The organism is Candidatus Poriferisodalis multihospitum (genome assembly GCF_028283155.1).
In the GTDB taxonomy this organism is placed as follows: domain Bacteria; phylum Actinomycetota; class Acidimicrobiia; order Acidimicrobiales; family Poriferisodalaceae; genus Poriferisodalis; species Poriferisodalis multihospitum.
The window spans coordinates 1-19,897 of the sequence record NZ_JAPYOK010000109.1 but is presented as its reverse complement, the minus strand read 5'-3'; the positions used below and the strand labels follow the sequence as shown (position 1 = coordinate 19,897).

General features: G+C 66.8%; 19 protein-coding genes and 1 other RNA gene. 6 read left to right on the top strand and 14 right to left on the bottom strand.

The features are described 5' to 3' along the window. Nucleotides 1–45: 45 nt before the first annotated feature. Entirely contained in the window at nucleotides 46–1,560 is a 1,515-nt protein-coding gene (locus VI480_RS12425) for a glycerol kinase (RefSeq protein WP_323673167.1), read from the top strand. Nucleotides 1,561–1,563: 3 nt separating this feature from the next. Here VI480_RS12425 and VI480_RS12420 read toward each other — a convergent pair whose 3' ends face one another. From VI480_RS12420 to queG, 4 genes are all read right to left on the bottom strand, one after another. Next, a complete protein-coding gene (locus VI480_RS12420; RefSeq protein WP_323673166.1) occupies nucleotides 1,564–2,748 on the bottom strand; it encodes an aminotransferase class I/II-fold pyridoxal phosphate-dependent enzyme in 1,185 nt (394 codons plus the stop codon). Between the two features lie 25 nt (nucleotides 2,749–2,773). Beyond that, on the bottom strand, nucleotides 2,774–3,226 hold the full coding sequence (locus VI480_RS12415; RefSeq protein ID WP_323673165.1) for an SRPBCC family protein: 453 nt from the start codon (nucleotides 3,224–3,226) through the stop codon (nucleotides 2,774–2,776). 139 nt (nucleotides 3,227–3,365) lie between these two features. Further along, the gene (locus VI480_RS12410) at nucleotides 3,366–4,478 is read right to left on the bottom strand and encodes a glycosyltransferase family 4 protein (protein WP_323673164.1); all 1,113 of its coding nucleotides are present in this window, start codon (nucleotides 4,476–4,478) and stop codon (nucleotides 3,366–3,368) included. Next, the gene (queG, locus tag VI480_RS12405; RefSeq protein WP_323673163.1) at nucleotides 4,478–5,665 is read right to left on the bottom strand and encodes a tRNA epoxyqueuosine(34) reductase QueG; all 1,188 of its coding nucleotides are present in this window, start codon (nucleotides 5,663–5,665) and stop codon (nucleotides 4,478–4,480) included. The genes VI480_RS12410 and queG overlap by 1 nt, the downstream gene beginning before the upstream one ends. A gap of 83 nt (nucleotides 5,666–5,748) precedes the next feature. Here queG and VI480_RS12400 point away from each other — a divergent pair, with 83 nt between their 5' ends. Next, a complete protein-coding gene (locus VI480_RS12400; protein WP_323673162.1) occupies nucleotides 5,749–6,639 on the top strand; it encodes a serine/threonine-protein kinase in 891 nt (296 codons plus the stop codon). Between the two features lie 3 nt (nucleotides 6,640–6,642). On the opposite strand, the gene VI480_RS12395 is transcribed toward VI480_RS12400, so the two are convergent. The 3 genes from VI480_RS12395 to VI480_RS12385 are packed head-to-tail and all read right to left on the bottom strand — an operon-like array spanning nucleotide 6,643 to nucleotide 8,367. Beyond that, nucleotides 6,643–6,858 (bottom strand): hypothetical protein, encoded by a 216-nt coding sequence (locus VI480_RS12395; RefSeq protein ID WP_323673161.1) that lies wholly within the window; start codon nucleotides 6,856–6,858, stop codon nucleotides 6,643–6,645. A 19-nt stretch (nucleotides 6,859–6,877) separates the two neighbouring features. Continuing rightward, nucleotides 6,878–7,969, bottom strand: a complete 1,092-nt coding sequence (gene trpD, locus VI480_RS12390; protein ID WP_323673160.1) for an anthranilate phosphoribosyltransferase — start codon at nucleotides 7,967–7,969, stop codon at nucleotides 6,878–6,880. Next, nucleotides 7,969–8,367 (bottom strand): WhiB family transcriptional regulator, encoded by a 399-nt coding sequence (locus VI480_RS12385; protein WP_323673159.1) that lies wholly within the window; start codon nucleotides 8,365–8,367, stop codon nucleotides 7,969–7,971. Before VI480_RS12385 ends, trpD begins: the two co-directional genes overlap by 1 nt. 68 nt (nucleotides 8,368–8,435) lie before the next feature. Between VI480_RS12385 and VI480_RS12380 the strand changes: the two genes are divergently transcribed. Both VI480_RS12380 and rnpB read left to right on the top strand, forming a co-directional pair. Beyond that, complete coding sequence (locus VI480_RS12380; protein ID WP_323673158.1) at nucleotides 8,436–8,876, top strand: hypothetical protein; 441 nt, start codon at nucleotides 8,436–8,438, stop codon at nucleotides 8,874–8,876. 46 nt (nucleotides 8,877–8,922) lie between these two features. Further along, an RNA gene (rnpB, locus tag VI480_RS12375) (RNase P RNA component class A) lies at nucleotides 8,923–9,310 on the top strand. 6 nt (nucleotides 9,311–9,316) lie between these two features. On the opposite strand, the gene VI480_RS12370 is transcribed toward rnpB, so the two are convergent. Genes VI480_RS12370 through VI480_RS12355 form a run of 4 tightly spaced genes read right to left on the bottom strand, consistent with a single transcriptional unit; the run spans nucleotide 9,317 to nucleotide 13,610 of the window. Further along, entirely contained in the window at nucleotides 9,317–9,907 is a 591-nt protein-coding gene (locus tag VI480_RS12370) for a histidine phosphatase family protein (protein ID WP_323673260.1), read from the bottom strand. Nucleotides 9,908–9,964: 57 nt separating this feature from the next. Then, complete coding sequence (locus VI480_RS12365; RefSeq protein ID WP_323673157.1) at nucleotides 9,965–10,489, bottom strand: hypothetical protein; 525 nt, start codon at nucleotides 10,487–10,489, stop codon at nucleotides 9,965–9,967. Between the two features lie 42 nt (nucleotides 10,490–10,531). Continuing rightward, the gene (locus tag VI480_RS12360; protein ID WP_323673156.1) at nucleotides 10,532–11,308 is read right to left on the bottom strand and encodes a zinc ribbon domain-containing protein; all 777 of its coding nucleotides are present in this window, start codon (nucleotides 11,306–11,308) and stop codon (nucleotides 10,532–10,534) included. 34 nt (nucleotides 11,309–11,342) lie between these two features. After that, on the bottom strand, nucleotides 11,343–13,610 hold the full coding sequence (locus VI480_RS12355; RefSeq protein WP_323673155.1) for a transglycosylase domain-containing protein: 2,268 nt from the start codon (nucleotides 13,608–13,610) through the stop codon (nucleotides 11,343–11,345). Nucleotides 13,611–13,711: 101 nt separating this feature from the next. Between VI480_RS12355 and VI480_RS12350 the strand changes: the two genes are divergently transcribed. After that, a complete protein-coding gene (locus tag VI480_RS12350; protein ID WP_323673154.1) occupies nucleotides 13,712–14,401 on the top strand; it encodes a thiamine diphosphokinase in 690 nt (229 codons plus the stop codon). Further along, nucleotides 14,382–15,623 carry a hypothetical protein gene (locus VI480_RS12345; protein ID WP_323673153.1) on the top strand — a complete coding sequence of 414 codons (1,242 nt, stop codon included), beginning with the start codon at nucleotides 14,382–14,384 and terminating at the stop codon, nucleotides 15,621–15,623. Before VI480_RS12350 ends, VI480_RS12345 begins: the two co-directional genes overlap by 20 nt. 55 nt (nucleotides 15,624–15,678) lie before the next feature. Here VI480_RS12345 and VI480_RS12340 read toward each other — a convergent pair whose 3' ends face one another. The 3 genes from VI480_RS12340 to VI480_RS12330 form a co-directional block, all read right to left on the bottom strand. Further along, nucleotides 15,679–17,175: a glycoside hydrolase family 3 protein gene (locus VI480_RS12340; protein ID WP_323673152.1), complete on the bottom strand. Its 1,497-nt coding sequence runs from the start codon at nucleotides 17,173–17,175 to the stop codon at nucleotides 15,679–15,681. An 89-nt stretch (nucleotides 17,176–17,264) separates the two neighbouring features. Beyond that, nucleotides 17,265–19,319, bottom strand: coding sequence for a thioredoxin-like domain-containing protein (locus VI480_RS12335; protein WP_323673151.1), 2,055 nt, complete (start codon nucleotides 19,317–19,319; stop codon nucleotides 17,265–17,267). Between the two features lie 152 nt (nucleotides 19,320–19,471). After that, nucleotides 19,472–19,897 (bottom strand): CoA-binding protein (locus VI480_RS12330; protein WP_323673150.1); only part of this gene is annotated, 426 nt, incomplete at its 5' end.

Here is a 19,897-nt window from a genome sequence, read left to right as displayed (position 1 = left end):
CTTCGGGCTGTTGGAATACGAAGTCATCATGACGCGGGAGGCGCCATGGCGCTCGTGATAGCAATCGATGCAGGCACCACGGGCGTGCGCTCGATGGCGGCGGACGAGACTGGCGGCGAGGTGGCGTACGCCTACCGGCCGTTCCCTCAGCACTATCCGGGCCCCGGCCTGGTGGAGCACGACCCGAACGAGATCTGGGATGCAACAGTCGCCACCCTCGACGAGCTCTGCGCCAGCCTCCGCGCGCTCGAAGACGGGCGGATGCCTCCGGTGGCAGCGATTGGCATCACCAACCAGCGCGAGACCATCGTGGCGTGGGATCGTCGCTCATCCCAGCCGCTTGCACGATCTCTCGTCTGGCAGGACGTGCGCACGGCGTCACGCTGCGAGGAGCTGCAGGCCGCCGGTCACCTGCCAGAGGTGCGGCAGCGGACCGGCCTCGTGCTCAGCCCCTATTTCAGCGGCACCAAGGCTGAGTGGCTCTTGCGTGATGGCGGCGTTTCGGCAAATGCATCCCTGGCTCTGGGGACCGTCGACAGCTGGCTGATGTGGAAGCTCAGCGGGGGCGCCGCGTTCGTCACCGACCCGACCAATGCCTCGCGCACGCTGCTCTACGACATCAACGACGGTGACTGGTCCGAGCCAATGTGCGACCTGCTCTCGGTGCCCAAAGGGGCGCTGGCGGAGATACGCCCCTCGGCCGGACGCTTCTGCGTGACGGCGGACACCACGGCGCTGGGACCGGGCATCGCCGTCAGCGGTGTCGCGGGAGACCAGCAGGCTGCGCTGTTCGGACAGGGCTGTCACGACGTCGGGATGGCCAAGAACACCTACGGAACGGGCTCGTTCGTCCTGATGAACGTCGGAGGCGAGTGTCCCGAACCGGTCGACGGGCTGCTCACGACCGTGGCCTGGGATCTGGGGTCCGGACCGACGTTCGCGCTCGAAGGGTCGATCTTCGCAACAGGCTCCGCCGTGGGCTGGCTCACCGACGTCCTGCACGGGGCCAGCGATGCCGCAGCGATCGAGACGCTGGCCGAAAGCGTGCCCGACAGCGCGGGTGTCGTCGTAGTGCCGGCGTTCGCCGGCCTCGGCAGCCCGTGGTGGGACCCATCAGCTCGGGGAGCGATCATGGGTCTGACGTTCGCGTCCACGCCAGCGCACATCGCTCGAGCCACGATCGAGTCCATGGCACTGCAGACCCGCGACGTCGTCCAGACGATGAGTGCTGCCGCCGGGCGCGAAATCGCCGAACTCAGGATCGATGGCGGTGCAGCGGTGAACAACTTGCTGTGCAGCATCCAGGCCGACCAGCTGGGCGCGCCGGTCAGCCGGCCGATCGTGACGGAAACCACCGCCCTGGGTGCGGCGATGCTGGCCGGGCTGGCGGGGGGCGTGTGGGCTTCACCGGTCGAGGCAGCGTCGGTGTGGCGGCTGGACCGGCGTTTCGAACCCTCAGACGACCAAGCCACCCGCGACATCGCCGACCGTCTCTATGCGCTCTGGCGGCAAGCACTCGAACGCACGCTGCGCTGGCGGCCCGACGAAGGCAACCAGTAAGCCTCAGTCGGGCTGTGTCAGCTGGTCGAGAGCACCGCGGAGCTGGCTGATGGCCTGGCGGATCCGATGCTCGTTCTCGACCAGAGCGAAACGCACGTGTCCCTCGCCGCCAGGGCCGAAACCGACTCCCGGCGACAGCGCCACATTCGCTTCGTTCACGAGCAGCTTGCAGAACTCGACCGACCCCATGTGCCGGTACGGTTCGGGGATCTCGGCCCAGGCGAACATTGTGCCCTTCGGCGGTGCAAGCTCCCAGCCGATGCGGCCCAGCCCGCGCACCAGCACATCGCGCCGGTTGCAGTAGGTCTCGCGTATCTCGCTGGGATAGTCCTGCTCCTCGTTCATGACCACCGTCGCCGCGATCTGAATCGGCTGGAACGTGCCGTAGTCGAGATAGCTCTTGAGCTTGGCGAGCGCTGCGATCACCTCGGCATTGCCCAGGCAGAACGCAACCCGCCAGCCCGCCATCGAGAACGATTTCGTGAGGCTGTAGAACTCGACGGCCACATCCTTCGCTCCCTCGGCCTGCAGGATCGACGGCGGTTCGTAGCCGTCGAATCCCAGATCCGCGTAGGCAAAATCGTGAACGAGCATCACCTCGCGTTCACGCGCGAAATCCACGATGCGCTGCATGAACTCCAGATCCACGCAGGCGGTCGTGGGGTTGTGTGGGAATGACAGCACGATCACTCGTGGCCGCGGCCAGGAGTACTCGAAACGTTCCACTAGGCGCTCGAAGAAGGTATCGCCGGTGTCGAGCGGCACTTCTCGCACACTGGCGCCCGTAAAGAGCGGGCCGAAGATGTGAATCGGGTACGACGGCGCCGGCACCAGGCAGGCATCCCCAGGCGCCAGCAAGGTCCACATCAAGTGCGAGAAGCCCTCCTTCGCGCCGATCGTGTTGATGATCTCGGTGTTGGGATCGAGCTCGACGTTCCATTTGCGCCGGTACAGGTCGCCGACCGCGGCGCGCAGCTTCGGGATGCCCCGGCTGGCGGAGTACCGGTGGTTGCGGGCGTTGAGAGCAGCCTCCGCCAGCTTCTTCACGGCACGTTCGGGCGACGGCAGATCGGGGTTGCCGAAACCCAGGTCGATGACGTCGGCGCCGGCGCGCCGGCGCTCGATCTTCAGTGTGTCGATGATGGTGAACACATACGGCGGCAGGCCACCGATCCGTCGGAATTCCATGGCGCTGGCAGCGACCCTCGGGGCCCTAGTTCGCGGGACCCGACTCGAGACGCGCCGCGAAGTCGGCCAGCGCGGTATGAGCGATGCGTCGTTCCGCGCGGCGCTTGACGAAACCGGGAAGCGGCACCGCCAGCTCCAAGGCGAGCTGGTAGAGCACCTCGGTGCGACCAGGCTCTGTCGCCGGGTTGAACTCGTACCTCCCGTCGAGCTGCTTGACGACATCACCGTCGACGAGCTTCCACGAGAGGCGGTGGGGTGCCCCGCCATGGTCGTAGGCGAGGGTGTATCTCGCAGACCTTCCCAGTGCCTCCACGCGGAATGAGGCCTGCGCGGTTCGCCCGTCCGGATCGCTCTCGATCACCGTCGCCGAAGAGACATCAGTTGCCCATTCGGGATACCGCTCGATATCGGAGATCAGCGCGTAGCAGTCTTCAGGCGACGCGGTCACGACCGTGGTCATCGTCATCTCGTCGATCATCGTTGCGTTCTGTGTCCTGTGTGATGGGTCCGTGGTGCTGGTTGATTCCATTGTCTCAGGATCACGGCCGGCAGTGGCTCATATTCGCAGCATCTTCACGGATCTGACATCCGCGGTTTGCGCTGCCGGGACCTGTCATCTAGCACAGGGCAGCTTCGAGCCTGGCTGCCAGCCCGTCATAGGAGAATCGCAGTTCCGACTCTCGCCGCGCCGCTGCTCCCATGGCTGCCCGTCCGCGCTCTGAGGACAACAGGTCATCGATGGCGGCAGCGACTTCGCCTGCGTCCGCGGGCCGTTCCACCACCAACCCGGTCCGGCCGTGGACTACCGCTTCGTGGCTGCCGCCTGATCGACCGGCGACCGCAGGAACGCCGCATGCGGCGGCCTCCACGAACACGATGCCGAATCCCTCTTGCTCAAGTCCCGCCCACCTGCTGCGGCACGGCGCTGCGAAGACGTCACCCATGGCAATGAACAGGGGAACGTCGTCACCGCTGATGCGGCCCAGGAAAACGACCGGGACGCCGAGGCGCTGGGCAAGCCGCTCCAGCCGACGCCGGTCGCGCCCGGCACCTGCCATCGCCAACTGCAATCCGGGATGGGTTGACCTCAGACGCGATATGGCGTCGATGACTGCATCGAAGCCCTTACGCGGGACCAGCCTGCTCAGACAGACCACCAGCGGTCCCCCATCCAGGCCGAACCTGTGGCGGGCGCGCAGCCGGGCCTCGGCTCCGAGCGGCACAAACCGGTCGGTGTCCACCCCGGGAGGCACCTCGATGACGGGCAACTCACGAGATGCGCATCGTTCCGCCTCGCCAGCTGCGTACCCGCCGGCTGAGATCACTATCGAGGCATCTCGAAGCACCCGTGACAGCAGTGCAGACAGGCCGGGCAATCGTGCTGGCACCGTCACTTCTGCGCCGTGGAGCACCACGCCGTAGGGAACGCCAAGCCGTGGACCCACCGCTCCGAGTGGCAATGCCGGGTCGAGCAGCACGATCTCGGCACCGACCTCATTGGCCAGGCCTCGGATCCGTCTGGCCAAGCCCGGATGCGGCAACAGCACACGATCCTGGGTTCTCACAATTCGCATCGGTTGAGCGGCATCAAACGCGGCGGCGCCGCGGTGAGGCGTAGTGAGCACCGTGGTGGCATCAGGCGGCAGGCGGCGCCACAGCTCCCACAGGTAGCTCTGGATGCCGCCGATCTTCGGCGGGAAGTCGTTGGTGACCAAGAGGTGACGGCGCATCAGCCCGCTGTCTGCCGCCGGGGCACCGGTATGGCGAGTTCAGCCGCCACCAGGCCGTCCGGGTCGTGATTTCCGAGCCCTGCGGATTGTGCCTCGGCGACCAGTTCGTCCCGTCCCAGCCGGCGCGCCGCCCACACCGCATGCGCTGCGACCACGTCCGACGCAGACGAGAGCGACCTGCGCAGTATCTCCTCGACGGCCGGCGAATCGGGATCGCCCACGTTGCCGAGCACAACAAGGGCATTGCGTCGCAGGTACTCGGGACGCCGCCTGGGGATGTACCAGTGTCCGAATGCGGCCATGAGGTCGTCGTCGGTCATCCTGAGCAATTCGGCGACATCAACAGAGTTACCACGGGCCGCACCGTTGCTGCGCAAGCCGAGGTCGACGGGCTGACCGCGCGCCGGCGTGACTGCGGTGTCGTTGAAGGGGCAAACGGTCTGGCAGTCGTCGCAGCCGTAGAGACGATCGCCGAGGGCGATGCGGTGTTCAGGCGGGAAGACTCCGGGAGCCTGGACCAGCCACGCCAAGCACCGGTTTGCATCGAGCACCCCCGCTGTGTCCAGCGCGCCCGTCGGGCAGGCCGTCTGGCAGCGACGGCAGGTGCCACAGCCATCGGACTGGGCTTGGTCTGGAGCCGGCAGCTCGGCAGTGGTGACCACCGAACCCAGCACCGTCCACGAGCCAAGCTCTCGCGACAGCAGCATGGTGTTGCGGCCCAGCCATCCCAGTCCGGCGCGGGCTGCAGCAGCTCGATCGACCAGGCGGTTGTCATCGCAGACGGTCACGGCCTCGAAACCACTGCGCTGCAGGACCTCGCAGATTCGCTCGAGGCCGGCCCGCAACGCCCCGTACGCATCGCTCGCCACATATGCCGCCACGGTCCCGCTGCCGCCGGCGGCGCTCGCAGGCCCCTCGGGCGTGTGAGGATTCGGCGGTTCGTAGTTGCGAGCGCACACCACGATGCTGCGAGCGCCCGTCAGGATGTTCGCGGGAGTCGTCGAGCGCTCGGGCCGTCCGTAGGTGAACCACATGCCGGCGTGCAGGCCAGCCGCCTTTCGCTCATCGATCGCTCGCCGCGCCTGCGTGAACGGCGCTGTGTTCGTGACGCCGACCGCATCGAGGCCTGCGCTCGTGGCAGCGTGCTGGATCTGTTCGAGCAGCATTCGGCTTGCGCCCGCAGTCATCACCCAAGTGTGCCGTGACGATGAGGCTCACTTGTTCTGCGTCGTTTTATGCTGGAAGCGGCGCTCGAGCCGCGGCCGGTGCAATGTACGAAGACCAAATTGACGTCTGGGTTGGCCGCCAATACGGCCCGTACAAGATCACCGGGGTGTTAGGCCGCGGCACCGTGGCGCACTGTTACCGCGCCACGACGCTGAGGGGCGACGAAATCGGTCTCAAGGTGCTGACGCCGTTCGCGGAAGCACGGGCCGAGATCCGCTCGCTCTTCGAGCAGGAATACGAGCTCATGGCGCGGCTGGGTCATCCGAACGTCCTCGCCGTCCACGGTGCAGGCGTCATCGGCGGGGCCCACTTCATGGAGATGGAGATCGTGGAGGGCGAGACCTTGGCCGACCGATGCGGCAGCCGCCACCCGCCGAGCCTTGCCGAGAGCATTGCCATCGTCCAGCAGATCTGCGCAGCGCTCGACCACGTCCACGAGCACCGGATCATTCATCGCGACGTCAAGCCGTCGAACGTCATGCTCGATGCTCAACCTGACGGCGGCGATCGGGCGGTGCTCTTCGACTTCGGCTTGGCGCACGATCTCGACGGGCCCCCGTCTCCACCGGGTCGCGTCTATGGATCACCGATGTACCTGTCGCCTGAGCAGGCACTCGCGCAGCCGGTGGATGCTCGCACCGACATCTACGGTCTGGGGTCGACGCTGTACGTGCTCGCCGTGGGCTCAGCGCCGTTCTACGGCGAAAGGAACGACCTGCTGCACGCACATGTCCGTACGCCGCCGCCAGATCCAGCGGAACGGGGCGTGTCGTCCGAACTGTCCGAGATCATCCTGACTGCCATGGCCAAAGCCCCCGAAGAACGCTTCGCAAGCGGAGCCGACCTCGCCGCCGCCCTGGCAACCGTAGAAATCCCCACCCACGAAAACGAACGACGCCGAGGTCTGCTGCGCCGACTGACCAGCCGAACCTGAGGCTCAGACGCCGTGGCGGTAGCGCTCGACAACTTCAGCTTCGTCGACGCCATACACCAGAACTGTCTCGGCCGGCCCATCTTCGAAGGCCACAATCGCCATCACTCGCCGATCCCCCGGGCGCACGCCGACGACGGTGCCGGTTGTGCCCACTAGCGACGTGCGGTGGTCGTCCGACGTGTTCGCCAAGCGGATGATGTCACCGACGCCAAACGGCAAGGAGAGTCCGACAACCACGTCAGGACGCAGAACTGGCGGCCAGTTCGTTCGTGAGCCTGACGGCCGCTTCGAGCTTTGCCGCAGCACGTCCGTCAGCCACCGCGTCACGGGCCATCTCGAATCCCTCGGCGAAGTTCTCCGCCAGCCCTGCGACGACCAAGCCGGCACCGGCGTTGAGCTCCACGATCTGAGCTCGGGGCCCGGTCTCGTCCCCGGAAACGATCCTGTGCAGGATTTCGGCATTTTGCAGCGGGCTCCCGCCCCACAGCTCTGCTCGATTCACCCGCTCCAGCCCGATCGACGTGGGATCGAACTGGTACTCGTTCGCGATCTCGCCATTGCGCACTTCGTAGATGCGCGTGAGATCGGTCAGCGTGATCTCGTCCAGCCGGTCGGCGCCGTGCACGACCAGTGAGCGTTCCGAGCCGCGGGCCGCGAGTACGCCGGCAACCCGCGGCGCCATGACCGGGTCGCTCACCCCCAGCACTTGCCGTTTGACGCGCGCCGGGTTCGACAGCGGCCCGAGAAAATTGAACGTCGTGGGCACGCCGAGCTCGCTGCGCACGGGTCCCGCAAAGCGCATGGCCGGATGGAATTTCTTGGCGAAAGCGAATCCCAGTCCGATATCAGCAATGCATCGTTCTACGTCCGGTCCATCGAGGTCGATCACCAAGCCGAGCGCTCCGAGTGTGTCGAACGAGCCTGACGATGAGGTGGCTGCGACGGATCCGTGCTTGCAGATCACGGCGCCTGCTGCCGCGGCCACGAAGGCCGCCATGGTGGACACGCTGAGCGCGTGCCGCTGCCGGACTGGCGCCCCGCCGCTCCCCACGATGTCGATTGCGCCATCGGGGGCCGTCAGGGGAACCGCCGCATCGTGCATGGCATCCACGAGGCCCGTGAGCTCGGGGACCGAACCGCCCTTCATGCCTAAGGCAATGATGAAACCAGCCAGCTGGGCGTCAGTTGCGCGTTCGCTGAGGATGCTGCCCAGCGCCGCCCGCGCCACTTCGGGGCTCAAGTCGATGCCTGCAACCAGATCCGTGAGGACTGATTTCCAGCCGCCGTAGTGCTCGAGGGGGTGAGCCTCGTCAGGCTCAGAGTTGCCCATCAGTTCGATGAAGCAGCCGCCTGCGCGTTACGGGCGCGTGCAGCGGCGCGGCGCCGACGCCGGATGATGCGCACACGCTCGGCTGCGGTCTGCCCGCCCCAGACACCTTCCTTCTCCCGCACTGCGATGGCGTATTCCAGGCACTCGCCCGATACAGCACAAGCTGCGCAGACCGCCTTCGCCTCGAATGCGGCCTCGTCATCGCCGGTGTCGTCGCTGTCGGGTGGGTAGAAGATCTCGGCTTCGAGACCCCGGCACGCCGCATGACGCTGCCAGGCAAGCAGATCCGTGGAGAGACCACCGTGCTGGTCCACGATGACCCGGATGGGGTCAACTGCCGCCGAACGTGAACTCGCGGTCTGCGTGGAGGACGGTGCCGGTGCTGTGACGGGAGGCATCTGACGCGCAATCTTGCCGATGCGATGCTGTTTGTCAAGGCCTTATTGAGCGTTCAGTATGGAGCGTCATGCGCAGCCTGTTGCAGATCTTTGGTCGTACTGTCGAGCGGCGGGCTGTCTTCAGCGGCGCGCTGGTGTCCACCGGAACAGCACTGGTAGTGGGTGTCGTGGCCGGGAGCTGGGTGGCGGAGCGAACCGCTGCGGCGTATGCAGTCAACGGCCTGCTGTTCGGGGGAATGATCGCCGGGGGCGCGATAGCTGCGGCCAAGGCAACTGAACACCAACTGCTGTCTGCCGTCCTGAGCTCAGGCCCGGTGATGGTCCTCGCCGTGGTGGTGCAGCTGATCCGCAGATTCGGCTCCGGCGACGCGGTGGCACCGCTCGGCCTCCCGCTGGTCATGCTGCTGGCAGCGTCGCTGGCCACGCTGGGCGGCATCCTGGCCGGCATCGCCCAGCGGCGACGGCGGTCGCTGCTGGATGTCGACAAGCCGCGTCGCCGCCGGCCCTGACCGGGCATTTCGCTGCTTCGCCTCTGGGTAGCATTCGGGCCTGCGGTGAGTCGGCCGGGTGGCCGCGGATTGAGCTGCTTCGGCGGTCCGCAGTCTGCGGAGCAGCACGAAAGGCGCAATTCGAGGAAGGTCGGGACTCCACAGGGCAGGGAGCTGGCTCACAACCAGGCGCCGCGAGGCGACGGAAAGTGCAGCAGAGAGCAGACCGCCGATGGGCCGGGCTCGGTGCCCGGTCACAGGCAAGGGTGAAACGGTGCGGTAAGAGCGCACCATCGCCGGGGGCGACTCCGGCGGATCGGCAAACCCCTCCCGGAGCAAGGCCAAGCAGGGATCGGGCGGCCCGTCCGATGATCCCGGGTAGGCCGCTCAGATGGATGGCCACCCCGGCGGCAGCAGCCGACGGACAGAATCCCGCCTACAGGCCGGCTCACCGCCCTGCTTCACGGGCTGAGGTGGGATGTGTCGTTGTAGGACGCGAGCCTTGGCATCGGTCCCCGGAAGCCGATGCTGGTGATCTGTGCCTGCGAGACGTGCAGGTGCCAGGAGATCTCGTCAGCGGTTCCGAGCGCCCACCGCACTGCCGACTTGATTGGCGAGACGTGTGTGAAGACAGCAACGTTCTGATCTGCGGCCGCTGCGGTCAGCTCATCGCAGGCCGCACTGACGCGGCTGTTGAGCTGTGCCAGCGACTCGCCTCCGGGCGGTGCGAATCCGGTGTCGGCTCGCCAGCGCTGCCAGTCAGAGGCTCGTACTTCCGAGATGGGGATCCCGTCCCACTCGCCGTAGTCGAGTTCGGCCCAGCGGCCGTCGATGGAGATGTCCAAGCCCGTGAGTTCTGCGGTGGCTTGGGCTGTCTGGCGTGCCCGCAGCAGCGGTGAAGAGATGATCCGGTCGGGTCGCTGGTCGGCTCGGGATAGTGCTGCGGCGATCTGGTTCGCTTGCTGCATACCGACTTCGTCGAGCTCGTTGTCGACGCGTCCCTGCAGCAAGCCTGCCGCGTTCGCCATCGTGCGCCCGTGGCGCACGAGCATCAACATGGGCGCCCGTGGCGCACGAGGATCAGCATGGCTGGCTGTGGCTCATGGGGATCATGAAGAATCGTCTCCGCCCGCTCCGCGCCGGTAGCGCGGCCCTGAACGGTAGGCCAAGCGGCCTGTGCGCACGAAGCCAGCTCGCGCCGTCGAGTCGTGCGCCATGCCCGAGGAACGCCAGACCCACCAGCAGCCAAGCAGACCTGCCAGTTCCATAGCGCAGATCAGCCAGATGCCCCGGGTGGCCAGCGGAAGCGTTGCATCGGCGGCATCGCCGGCGAAAGGCCACCAGAACAGCGCCGGCTGCGTCCATGCACCGTCGAACACCTGGTGCCAGAAAACACCGATTGGCAACGCCAGCCACCTGCGCCGTGCGCGCCGACGCCCGACGGTCAGCAGCATCACCGCAACGAGGCCGCACACGGGCAACGCCAGCGAGTGAGCCAGCGGTGCGCCACCAGTGACGGCATGCAGCACGTCGGGCAGGAGGGCACCAGCCACGATGAGCCGATGATCGATCGCGGGATCTCCGAAGCACCAGCGCATCGCCACGAGCGAGGTCGCCACAAACCACAGCAGCATCAGCCCGGCCCCCTGCGCCAGCGCACCGGCGGATCCAACAGATCAGCGCACAAGCAGTGCCCCGCAATGGGGGCACTCGGCAAGTTCGTCGGGATCGAGGTTGGTGATGCGTTCGTATTCGACCGAGGGAATTTCGAGATGGCACGCGCTGCAGGTCAGGCCGATGAGCCGGCCGAGCACAGGTGTGCCTCGAGCAGCAGCCCGGCGGTCCTCGTAGATCGACACCAGCGCAGGATCGGCTGAGGCAACGAGCGCCGCCCGCTCGTCGAGCACCTCGTCACGTTCGCCGCCCGCCTCGCCCTCAGCTGCCCCGATTGCGGCGCCCACGGCGGCCATCCGCTCGGCGGCTTCCGATTGGCGCTGCGCGAGGTCGGCCCGAGCGTCAGTGAGCGGCTCCAGCTCCTCCATCAGATCGAGGATCTGATCCTCGATCTCGGTTTGGTGCCGCCCGAGGGCGTCTGCCTCGGCCGTGAGCGCTTCGGCTTCCTTGGGTGACGTCAGGTGGCTGTCGTATAGCCGCTCGGAATTGTGGGCGCGTTTGGCCTCGATGCGTGCAACCTCGTCTTCGTGCCTGCGCTGCTGGCGCTCCAGACCTGCGATCTGGGCGTCGAGCACCTTGGCTTCGGATGCCAGCACGCCGAGTTCGGCCTCGATACCTGCCCGGATCTCGCGTTCCGGCAGGTTTCGGACGTGATGGATGATCTGATCCAGCCGTATGTCGAGATCGCCGATCTGGGCAAGAATTTCGAGCGGGCTCGGCCCGGGCACCTCGTCGCCAACAACGGGGCCGGGCGCAGAAGCGTCGGATTCCGGCGTCATCGCTGCCGGTCCGTCCAGTGAATGTGTATCGGGGTCAGGTTTGGTCCTCTTCAGTGCTGTCCGCGCCGCTGTCCTCACCGGCGCCATCTGAGCTGTCGGGCGGTGGCGACTCGCCAGTATCGCCCACCGGTTCGGTCGCTCGCGCTCCGAGCACAGTGGCGATCTGGGTGCAGCGGAGCCACTCAAACCTCGACTCGCCGCTGGTGTCGGGTACCGCCGCCTTGCACAGCGCATCGGGCAGGGGCTCGAACTCATTGTCATCGGTCGGGCGGACCATGCTGCATGGCAGGTCGAACTCCAGCGGGGGCTCCGACGGCGACACGGCGACAGCAATCGAGCAGGTGTCCCCCGACAGGAAGAGGTACTGGCTGGCCCGTGGTGGCGGCGGCGCGGGCGCGAACACTCGCAATGGCTCGTCCTCCAGCGCCCGCCCCATGTGGGCCGACCAGATGCGTGCCGGGATCCAACCGCCAGTTGCCCGTCGTTCCTGTATTTCGCCCATCGGCACTTGCTCGTCGGGATGGCCCATCCATACCGCGGTCGACATGTGCGGCGTGAAGCCCACGAACCAAGCGTCGTGGAATTGCTGGGTGGTCCCCGTTTTGCCCGCCGAGACCTGACCGCTCTCGAGCGTCGATCTCGTGCCGGTGCCCGTTCGCACGTTCTCTTCCAGCACCGAGGTCACCCAGTCGGCCGTGGTTTGCGACACCACCCGCCTGCCGTGCGGCACATGCTCGTAGAGCACCTCGCCGAAGTTGTTCTCGATGCGAGTGACATAGAACGGCTCCATCCGCACGCCGCCATTGGCGAACGTGCCGTACGCCACAGCTTGCTCAAGCGGGGTGATCTCCTGCGCGCCCAGCGAGATGGAGGGGTACGGCAGGTAGCTGTCTGCGTCGGATCGGCCAATCAGCCGGTTCGCCATGCCGACCACCTCGTCCAGACCGGTGATCAAGCCCAGCCGAACGAAGGCGCAGTTCGAGCTGGCCGTTGCCTGTTCCTCCAGCGTGGCCACGCGACCGGGACTGTTGGCAAAGTTGCTCACCTCGTAGTCGTCGAGGGGCGGATTGGGAAACACGCACGGGCCCTGACCGCTGATGGTGTCGAACGGGTACAGACCGGCCCGTTCAATCGCCGCAGCGAGCACATACGTCTTGAACGACGACCCTGGCTGGCGCCGACCTTGAGTGGCGAGGTTGAACTCCGAGTCGCTGAAGGCCGGGCCGCCGATGAACGCATGCACTGCCCCAGTCGTCGGATCCACGCTGACGATCGACACCTCGAACTCACCCGTGCCTTCCGGCAGCACTTCTGCCACCGATGTGCGCATGGCCCGCTGCAACTCGGGACGCAGCGTTGTCCACACCCGCAAGCCCCCGCCGAACACCTGACTGAAACGAGCCTGGTAGGTGTCCCCGAGTGCCGGGTTTGCCAGCAGCGATCGTCGCACCTCCACCAGGAAATAGTCACGCCGGAGCGCAACGTCGGTTCGGCGCGGTGACAGGTTGCGGCTCGGCAGCGGTCTCCGCTCGAAGGCGTCCCGCTGGGCCTCGGTGATGATCCCCGCGTCAACAGCCTGCTGCAGCGACCTGCTGCGGCGCCGCGTCATCGTGTCGATGTTCTGGTCAAACCCGTCAAACAAGCCGGGACTGCGAATCAAGCTCGCGAGGAAAGCTGCATCACCGACATCGAGCGCCGAGACATCCTTGCCGAAGTAGGTCTCGGCACCGGCCTGCAGGCCGTACGCCCCGTTCCCGAGATATACCTCGTTGACGTAGAACTCGAGGATCTCCTCCTTGGTGAAATCCTCCTCGAGTCGGGCGGCGATGACCGCCTCGCGGATCTTGCGGTTGAAACTGCGCTCACTGCCCACCACACGCAGCTTCACGATCTGCTGGGTGATCGTGGAGCCGCCCGATGCAATCCCACCAGCGGACACGTTCGAGACCAGGGCGCGTGCTGTCGCCCGCAGATCTACACCGTTGTGAAGCCAGAACTTGCTGTCCTCCACCGCCACGATCGTGGCAATCACGTCATCGGGCACCTGGTCCAGCGTGATGATCTCGCGGTCGACGTCGTTCACTAGGATGCCGATCGGACTGCCGTCGGAGTCGAACACCTGGGTTCGCTGGGCACCGGGACGCAGATCGATGGTGATGTGATCTCGGTCTCGTTCGACCGCATCGAGCGTGCGCGCTGCGTGCGGCGCCGAGGCGCGGGCACCGATCGTCACGACGGCTGCGCAGACCGCGATCATCACGGCCAGCAGGGGCAGCCGGGCGAGCCGGCGGGCGAGGTCCACGTTGAACTGCAAGGTACCGGCCCCCGCAGGGCAGGAATGTGCGCCCGCCGCATCCGCCGCTATGGCATGTCTGCCTCGCCGCTGGGCATCACACTGGTGTCGTGAACGCGGATGTGTCCGGCGGGGGGCAGCTTGATGCTCGTTGCGTCTGGATCGTCGATGGAGGTCCTCGTGCACCGCGCCGGCTGCCGCCCGGCGAGCCGTCATGCGTCATCGCCGTGGACCGCGGCTTGGCGCACACGCTGCAGTTGGGACTGCGTCCCCATGTCGTCGTTGGCGATTTCGACTCAGTCGACGCCGCGATGCTGGAGCGGACACGCGACCAGTGGCCTGATCTCGTGGTCCAGCGGCACGATCGGCACAAGGCGCACAGCGACTTGGACTTGGCGCTGAGCTTCGCGTGGGGGCTGGACCCTGCCGAGATCGCGTTGCTCGGCGGCGGGGGCGGCAGGCTCGACCACATGATGATCTCGGTGACGATGCTGGCACGGCCGTACTACGCCGCACTGCCGCTCGCCGCCTACATCGGTGCGAGCGTCGTTCGGGCGGCAACTGCGGGCTTCCGCTTGCAGCTGCCGATTGACGACGGGAACCTGCTGACACTGCTGGCCGTAGGCGGCACTGCCAGCCTGCACACGAGCGGCCTGCGATGGAACCTGACCGGGGCGACCCCGCTGGCGAGTGGGGCATCGCTCGGCCTGAGCAACGAACTCACTGAACCCGAGGCCCACGTCAGGGTCCAAGCCGGCACTGTGCTGGCAATACAGACACATGGCAAGCCGCTTCCCTGAGCGGGCGCGCCGGCGTGCTCGGCATGCCCGGGCTTTTGCCGCTGCCGTGTGTGCGGTTGCCGCCCTGGCCGCCGCGTGTGCCGAGACTGGACAGGGATCGGCCGCGGTACGCATCCTGACTCATCGTGACTTCCACCTGCCTGCCGACGCACTGGAAGCATTCACCGCCGAGACGGGCATCGAGATTGTGGTGTTCCGGGAAGACACGCCCGACGACGTGATCGACCTGCTCGAACGCAGCCGAGCGCACCCGGTCGCAGACGTGGTTGTCGGCGTCGACACGTTGGACCTTCAACACGTCATCGACACCGGGCTCACTGAACCGTACGTGCCGCTTACGCCCGGTCCGCTGGTCGAGGATCTGGCGGTGGGCGATCATGCGATGACGCCCATCAGCTACATCGATGCCTGCCTCAACTACCTGCCGTCGTTCTACGTGGTGCCAGAACGGCGCATCGATGAGCTGCCTGACGCCGAGTTCCTGCCGCCGCCGGTGCCCGGCGGCCTGGCCGCACTCTGGGACCCGGCTCATGGAGGCACCGTCGTAATCCCGGATGCGGCAACGAGCAGGATGGGCGTGTACCTGCTGGTGGCACTCGAGCGACTGCATCCCGAGCGCAATGACGACGAAGCGATGCCGTGGCCCCAGGTGCTCGACCAGATGCTGAGGTGGAACGTCGAACTTGCTCCCAGCTGGGAGATTGCGACGTTCGAGCGCTTCGCCGGCGGGGAGCCGCCCCCAGAACGGCCGATCAGCCAGGACGAGCCGGATCCGGTGACGTTGCAGTCGCTGCGCGGACGCCTGCCGATGACCTGGGGCACAACCGGTCTGCCGTCGGTGTACGCCGAGTATCAACCCGGCCTGCCCCCGTCACTGGACATAGCAGTGGTAACCGATGATTGCGTCCGCATCGGGTTCTATGCGGGGGTGGTAGCGGGAGCGCAGAACGCTTCACTCGGAGGTCGGCTCATCGACGCCATGGGTGAGCCCCTGTTCCAGTTCGGCATCAGCGATCGCTTCGGTTCGAGACCGGCTCGCAGCGACATTGTCAGCACGCCCGAGTGGAACGAGTTCGGGGTGGCGGTGCACCCATACCGTCCCGATCCTGCCTACGTCGGTGCCCACTGGAAGGAGTGGCAGCTCACCTGGAGCCAAGTGGTGCGGAACTTCGAAACTGGCCCCCCGCCTCCCGAGCCCGAAGTGACCGTAACCCTGCCGTGAAGCTGACCAGCAGATTGCGCGCCGCTGCCGCCTCAACAGCTATGACATCCGCGCCTCAGCGACCGACCAGCGTCGGGTCGTACAGCACCTGGCGGCCGAGACCGTCGCGGCCGACGAGTGCGCATGCGTAGACGCCTTTGGCTCGGAACACGTTGGTTGCCGCGGCGTCGATGCGATCCAGGCTCAATCGCCCCTCAGTAACTGCCGTCTCGATCTCAGCAAAGGCTGCGTCGGCATCCTCCAGGCCGCCGACGAGCGCAAGATCCGCGCCTGCACTCACCGCCAGCAGTGCCGCTTCGCTCACCGACCACTGGCTGCGAATCGCACCCATGATCAGAGAGTCGGTCACGACCAGCCCAGAGTGGCCGAGTTCGTTCCGAAGTACCCCGTCGATCGCCGCAGCCGACAGCGAGGCAGGCAGTCCCCCGGTCAAGCCGGGGACGCTCAGATGCCCCACCATGACCGCCGCGTCAGTAGCCCCGATGACAGCTGCAAAGGGGATCAGGTCGCGCTGGCGCAGCTCGTCGAGGGGGGCCGTGGACGCCAATCGGTCGTGGGTATCCGCAGTGGCCGCGCCGTGGCCCGGGAAGTGCTTCACCACCGGCACCACTCCCCCGGCGCTCAGACCCTCCACGGTCGCCATGCCGTACTCGGTGACTGTGGCCGGGTCGTTACCGAATGAGCGATCCCCGATGCCCTCTCCTGCGCCGACATCGATGACCGGCGCGAAGTTCATGGTGAAACCAAGTCGGTACATCTTGCGAGCATGATCCGCGGTCACCTCAGCTACCTCAGCGGGCGACCTGGCGGTCTGGGCCGATGCCGAGGGCAAGCGCCCCACCACCGCGGCCAGCCGCTGCACCCGACCGCCTTCCTCGTCGACGGCGAAAATCAGCGGGATACGACCCGCAAAATCCTGCAGCTCGGCGATGCGGCGCCAGACATGCTCGGTCACCGGCCCTTGCACCAAGATGCCGGCGATCCGACGGTCGCGTGCCTCCTCGACAGCGAATCCGAGCGAACGCTCGCCGAGGGCCGTCATGATCGTCTGTCCGATCCGCACCGGCAGCGACAACTCGCTGGTGCACCACCGATCGACATCGGTCCACCACGCACCTGAGAGCAGCTGACGAACCGCGACTCCCGAGAGCCAACCCAAGGGCCGCTCCTCTCCGGTCAAGACTGTCGGTCCCGGATCGCCGATGGCCACCTCCGAGTCGTCCGCTAGCTGTAGCCAGACGCCGAGCGCCCCGGGCGCCCCGAGGCGAGCTCCGACAACCTGCGTGGTCAATTGAGGCGGTTCGCTCACGATCGGCAGGATCGAAGTACCGACCGGCTCGATCGTGCCGTCCGCTCCGATCACCCAGTAGCCGACGCCGCCCGGACCGCGTAGCACGGCCACGATCCGGGGCGCGGACGGTGCTCCCTCCGATCCCTCGGGTTCCCCGTCGGGCGCGACGGTGACCAACGAAGGGGTCTCCGACTCGCTCGACGTCTGGGCTGCGGCGTCCGGCAGCACGGCGAACCAGCCGACCGCAGCCAGCAACGCCATCGCGGCCGAGACAATGCGCTTGATTCGTGATCGCCCATACCGGAGCGGCGCGCTCGGCGGCGGCTCATGCGAGCAGCCGAAGTCGGGCGTCAACCCGTTCCCAGGCGTTGTTCCAGCTCCTCAGCAGCCAGCAGTTGGTGCGTGAGCCGGATGCTGCTCCCACCGGCGGGGTCGATCTCGATGGGCGCGATGAAGTTCACGTCGCGGATCAGGCAGAAGGTCTCGTCGACCGCCGGGCAGTAGAACACCACTGCAGTGGCCGTCAGAACCGCTGTGCCGCTGTCGGCGCCCACGGTGCCAGTCAGCCGTACCGGCATTTCCGGACCTCGGGCCTCGTAGCGGGCCGCGTCGCGCGGACTCAGCAAATCGCCCTCGGCAGACCACTCGAATTCGAACAGCCCGTCGGTGTTGAACTTGTACCCCTCAGGCACCTTGAGGTCCAGGACGATCTCGACACTGCCGGGGGCAACTCGCTGGGGCAGGAGCACGACATTGTCGTCGATCACGCCGGCCATCGTCACCGTGGCGATCTCGAGATTCGACAGCGCCAGCGTGGTCAGCTCACCGGTGGCGAGATCCAACGTACGGATGCGGTGATTGTTCGTATCGGCCACATACAGCGTGCCGGTCGTGGCACTGAGACCGCTCGGCTCGGCCAGCAGGGCGTCAGTTCCGAAGCCGTCCTGCAGTCCGGGCGTGCCGCCGCCCACCAGCACCGATGACGTCTTCGTGTCGAGGTCGAGCACCTTGATCCGGTGGTTATACGTGTCTGCTACGTACAACAACCCGGTGCCCTGCGAGCCAGGGACGAACTCGATGCCCACGGCGTGCTGCAACAGCGTGTCGTCGAAGCTGCCCACTTCGTCGCCCCACACGAACAGGTGCTTGCCCACCAGCGTGTCGAGCCGGCCGTCGAGGCCGAGCGAGACCTGCCGCACGGCGCTGGCCTCGGGATCGGTGAAGTAGAGCACGCCGTACCCGGCCGCAAGCCCGGAAGGCTGCGAAAGCGTGGCGTCGAGGCGGTGGCCGTCATCGAGGCCCTCGGCGCCGGTTCCGGCGAAGAAGTCGAGCACTCCGCTCTCGGTGTTCATCAGCCAGAGCTGATGGCGGCCGGCTCCCGCGATGTACAGCACTTCGCCTTCGAGATGCAGGTCCCACGGCGAGGCGATGGCGGTCTGTGCAGCCGGTCCGCGATGGAACACCGTGACCGGTTCGCCGGTTCCGGCGATGGTGGTCACCTCGCGGGCGCGCAGATCAGCAGCTCGAATGAGGTGGTTCTCGCGGTCGGCGATGTACAGGGTGTTGCCGTCACGCGCCAGGGCCATGCCCTGCGGGCGCCGGAACGACGCCTCGGCGAACCCGCCGTCGGTCCAACCTTCCGCTCCGGTGCCGATCACGTCAACCAGCTCGCCCTCGAGAGTGGCCACGAGCACCCGGTGACGGCCGGTATCAGCGATGAAGAGCCGGTCACCTGCCTCGTCGGCCAGCACCTTGCCGGGAAAGCTCAGCACGGTCGGCAGCGCCGGCTCGATCTCAAGGAGCTCACCGAGCGGCGTTGGATCGATGAGGCCGTTGTGGCCGTACTCATCAGCCATGACGCCGATCGCTGGTGCCAGCCGTTCGTATACGCCCTCGCCTGCGATGGGACCCAACACCCGGCCCAATGGGTCGATGGCGACAACGGTCGGCCAGGCGTTGATGCCGTAGGCCCGGCGCAGCAGTTCTTGATCGTCGTTCACGATCGGGTGTTGGCGGCCGTACCGGATCGATGCCTCTCGCACCGCTTCGGACTCGCGCTCACTGGGGAACTTGGCCCAGTGCACCGCGATCACCACCACTTCGTCGGGATACTCCTGCTCCAGCCGGTGAAGATCCGGGATGATGTGGATGCAGTTGATGCAGCCTTGGGTCCAGAAGTCGAGCAGCACGATCTTGCCGCGCAGATCGCCGCTCATCGACAAGGGCCGGCTGACGTTGAACCAGTCGTAGCCGGCAGGGAACTCTGGGGCCGCCGGGCCGCCCTCGAAGGTCAACTCGACCGGATCGGTGGCAGTGCCCGCGCTGTCTGCAGCTCCATCGGTTGTCGCGGCATGGCCGTCGTCGGGGGTGGCCGCGGCCGTCTGCGCAGGATCAGCGTCGGCCACTGCCGCCTCACTCGTCGCGGACGCCGGCTCGCTCACCTCGGGCGAAGAGCAGGCAGTCGCCAGCAGCAGTGCCACGAGCAGGCCGAACCCGCATCGCCGCCGCCGGCCGATTCCCCGCTCGAAGGCTCGCATCGGTACCGGCCTGTCGCCGGCTAGCGAATGCCCACGCTGCGGCGCGAGTCCACGACGCCTGTGTCGAACCCGGCCAGGTGCAGGCCGCCATGGAACCTGGCGTGCTCGATCTTCAGGCAGCGGTCCATCACCACATCAAGGCCCGCGTCGTGGGCGAGCTTGGCGGCCTCAGGGCTCCACAGTCCTAGCTGCACCCAGAGTGCCTGCGCCCCGATGTCGATGGTCTCGGCTGCCACGCCGGGCAGGTCGTCCGGCCGCCGGAACACGTCCACGAGATCGGGCACCACCGGCAGATCGGCGAGACTCGGGTAGCACGGCTGGCCCAGAATCTCCTCGACCACAGGGTTCACGAAGTACACGTCGAAGTCTGTGCTCGAGCTCAGCAGGTAGGTCGCCACAAAGTTCGACGGTCGGGCCGGGTTGGCGGAGACGCCCACCATCGCCAC

Bases quoted from the DNA above. Each gene is read 5' to 3' on its own strand.
- VI480_RS12425 (WP_323673167.1), top strand. From the start codon at position 46: ATGGCGCTCGTGATAGCAATCGATGCAGGCACCACGGGCGTGCGCTCG.
- VI480_RS12365 (WP_323673157.1), bottom strand. From the start codon at position 10,489: ATGCTGCTGTGGTTTGTGGCGACCTCGCTCGTGGCGATGCGCTGGTGC.
- VI480_RS12345 (WP_323673153.1), top strand. From the start codon at position 14,382: ATGGCAAGCCGCTTCCCTGAGCGGGCGCGCCGGCGTGCTCGGCATGCC.
- queG (WP_323673163.1), bottom strand. From the start codon at position 5,665: ATGACTGCGGGCGCAAGCCGAATGCTGCTCGAACAGATCCAGCACGCT.
- VI480_RS12360 (WP_323673156.1), bottom strand. From the start codon at position 11,308: ATGACGCCGGAATCCGACGCTTCTGCGCCCGGCCCCGTTGTTGGCGAC.
- VI480_RS12380 (WP_323673158.1), top strand. From the start codon at position 8,436: ATGCGCAGCCTGTTGCAGATCTTTGGTCGTACTGTCGAGCGGCGGGCT.
- VI480_RS12420 (WP_323673166.1), bottom strand. From the start codon at position 2,748: ATGGAATTCCGACGGATCGGTGGCCTGCCGCCGTATGTGTTCACCATC.
- VI480_RS12410 (WP_323673164.1), bottom strand. From the start codon at position 4,478: ATGCGCCGTCACCTCTTGGTCACCAACGACTTCCCGCCGAAGATCGGC.
- VI480_RS12370 (WP_323673260.1), bottom strand. From the start codon at position 9,907: ATGCTCGTGCGCCACGGGCGCACGATGGCGAACGCGGCAGGCTTGCTG.
- trpD (WP_323673160.1), bottom strand. From the start codon at position 7,969: ATGGGCAACTCTGAGCCTGACGAGGCTCACCCCCTCGAGCACTACGGC.
- VI480_RS12385 (WP_323673159.1), bottom strand. From the start codon at position 8,367: ATGCCTCCCGTCACAGCACCGGCACCGTCCTCCACGCAGACCGCGAGT.
- VI480_RS12340 (WP_323673152.1), bottom strand. From the start codon at position 17,175: ATGGCGTTGCTGGCTGCGGTCGGCTGGTTCGCCGTGCTGCCGGACGCC.
- VI480_RS12415 (WP_323673165.1), bottom strand. From the start codon at position 3,226: ATGATCGACGAGATGACGATGACCACGGTCGTGACCGCGTCGCCTGAA.
- VI480_RS12400 (WP_323673162.1), top strand. From the start codon at position 5,749: ATGTACGAAGACCAAATTGACGTCTGGGTTGGCCGCCAATACGGCCCG.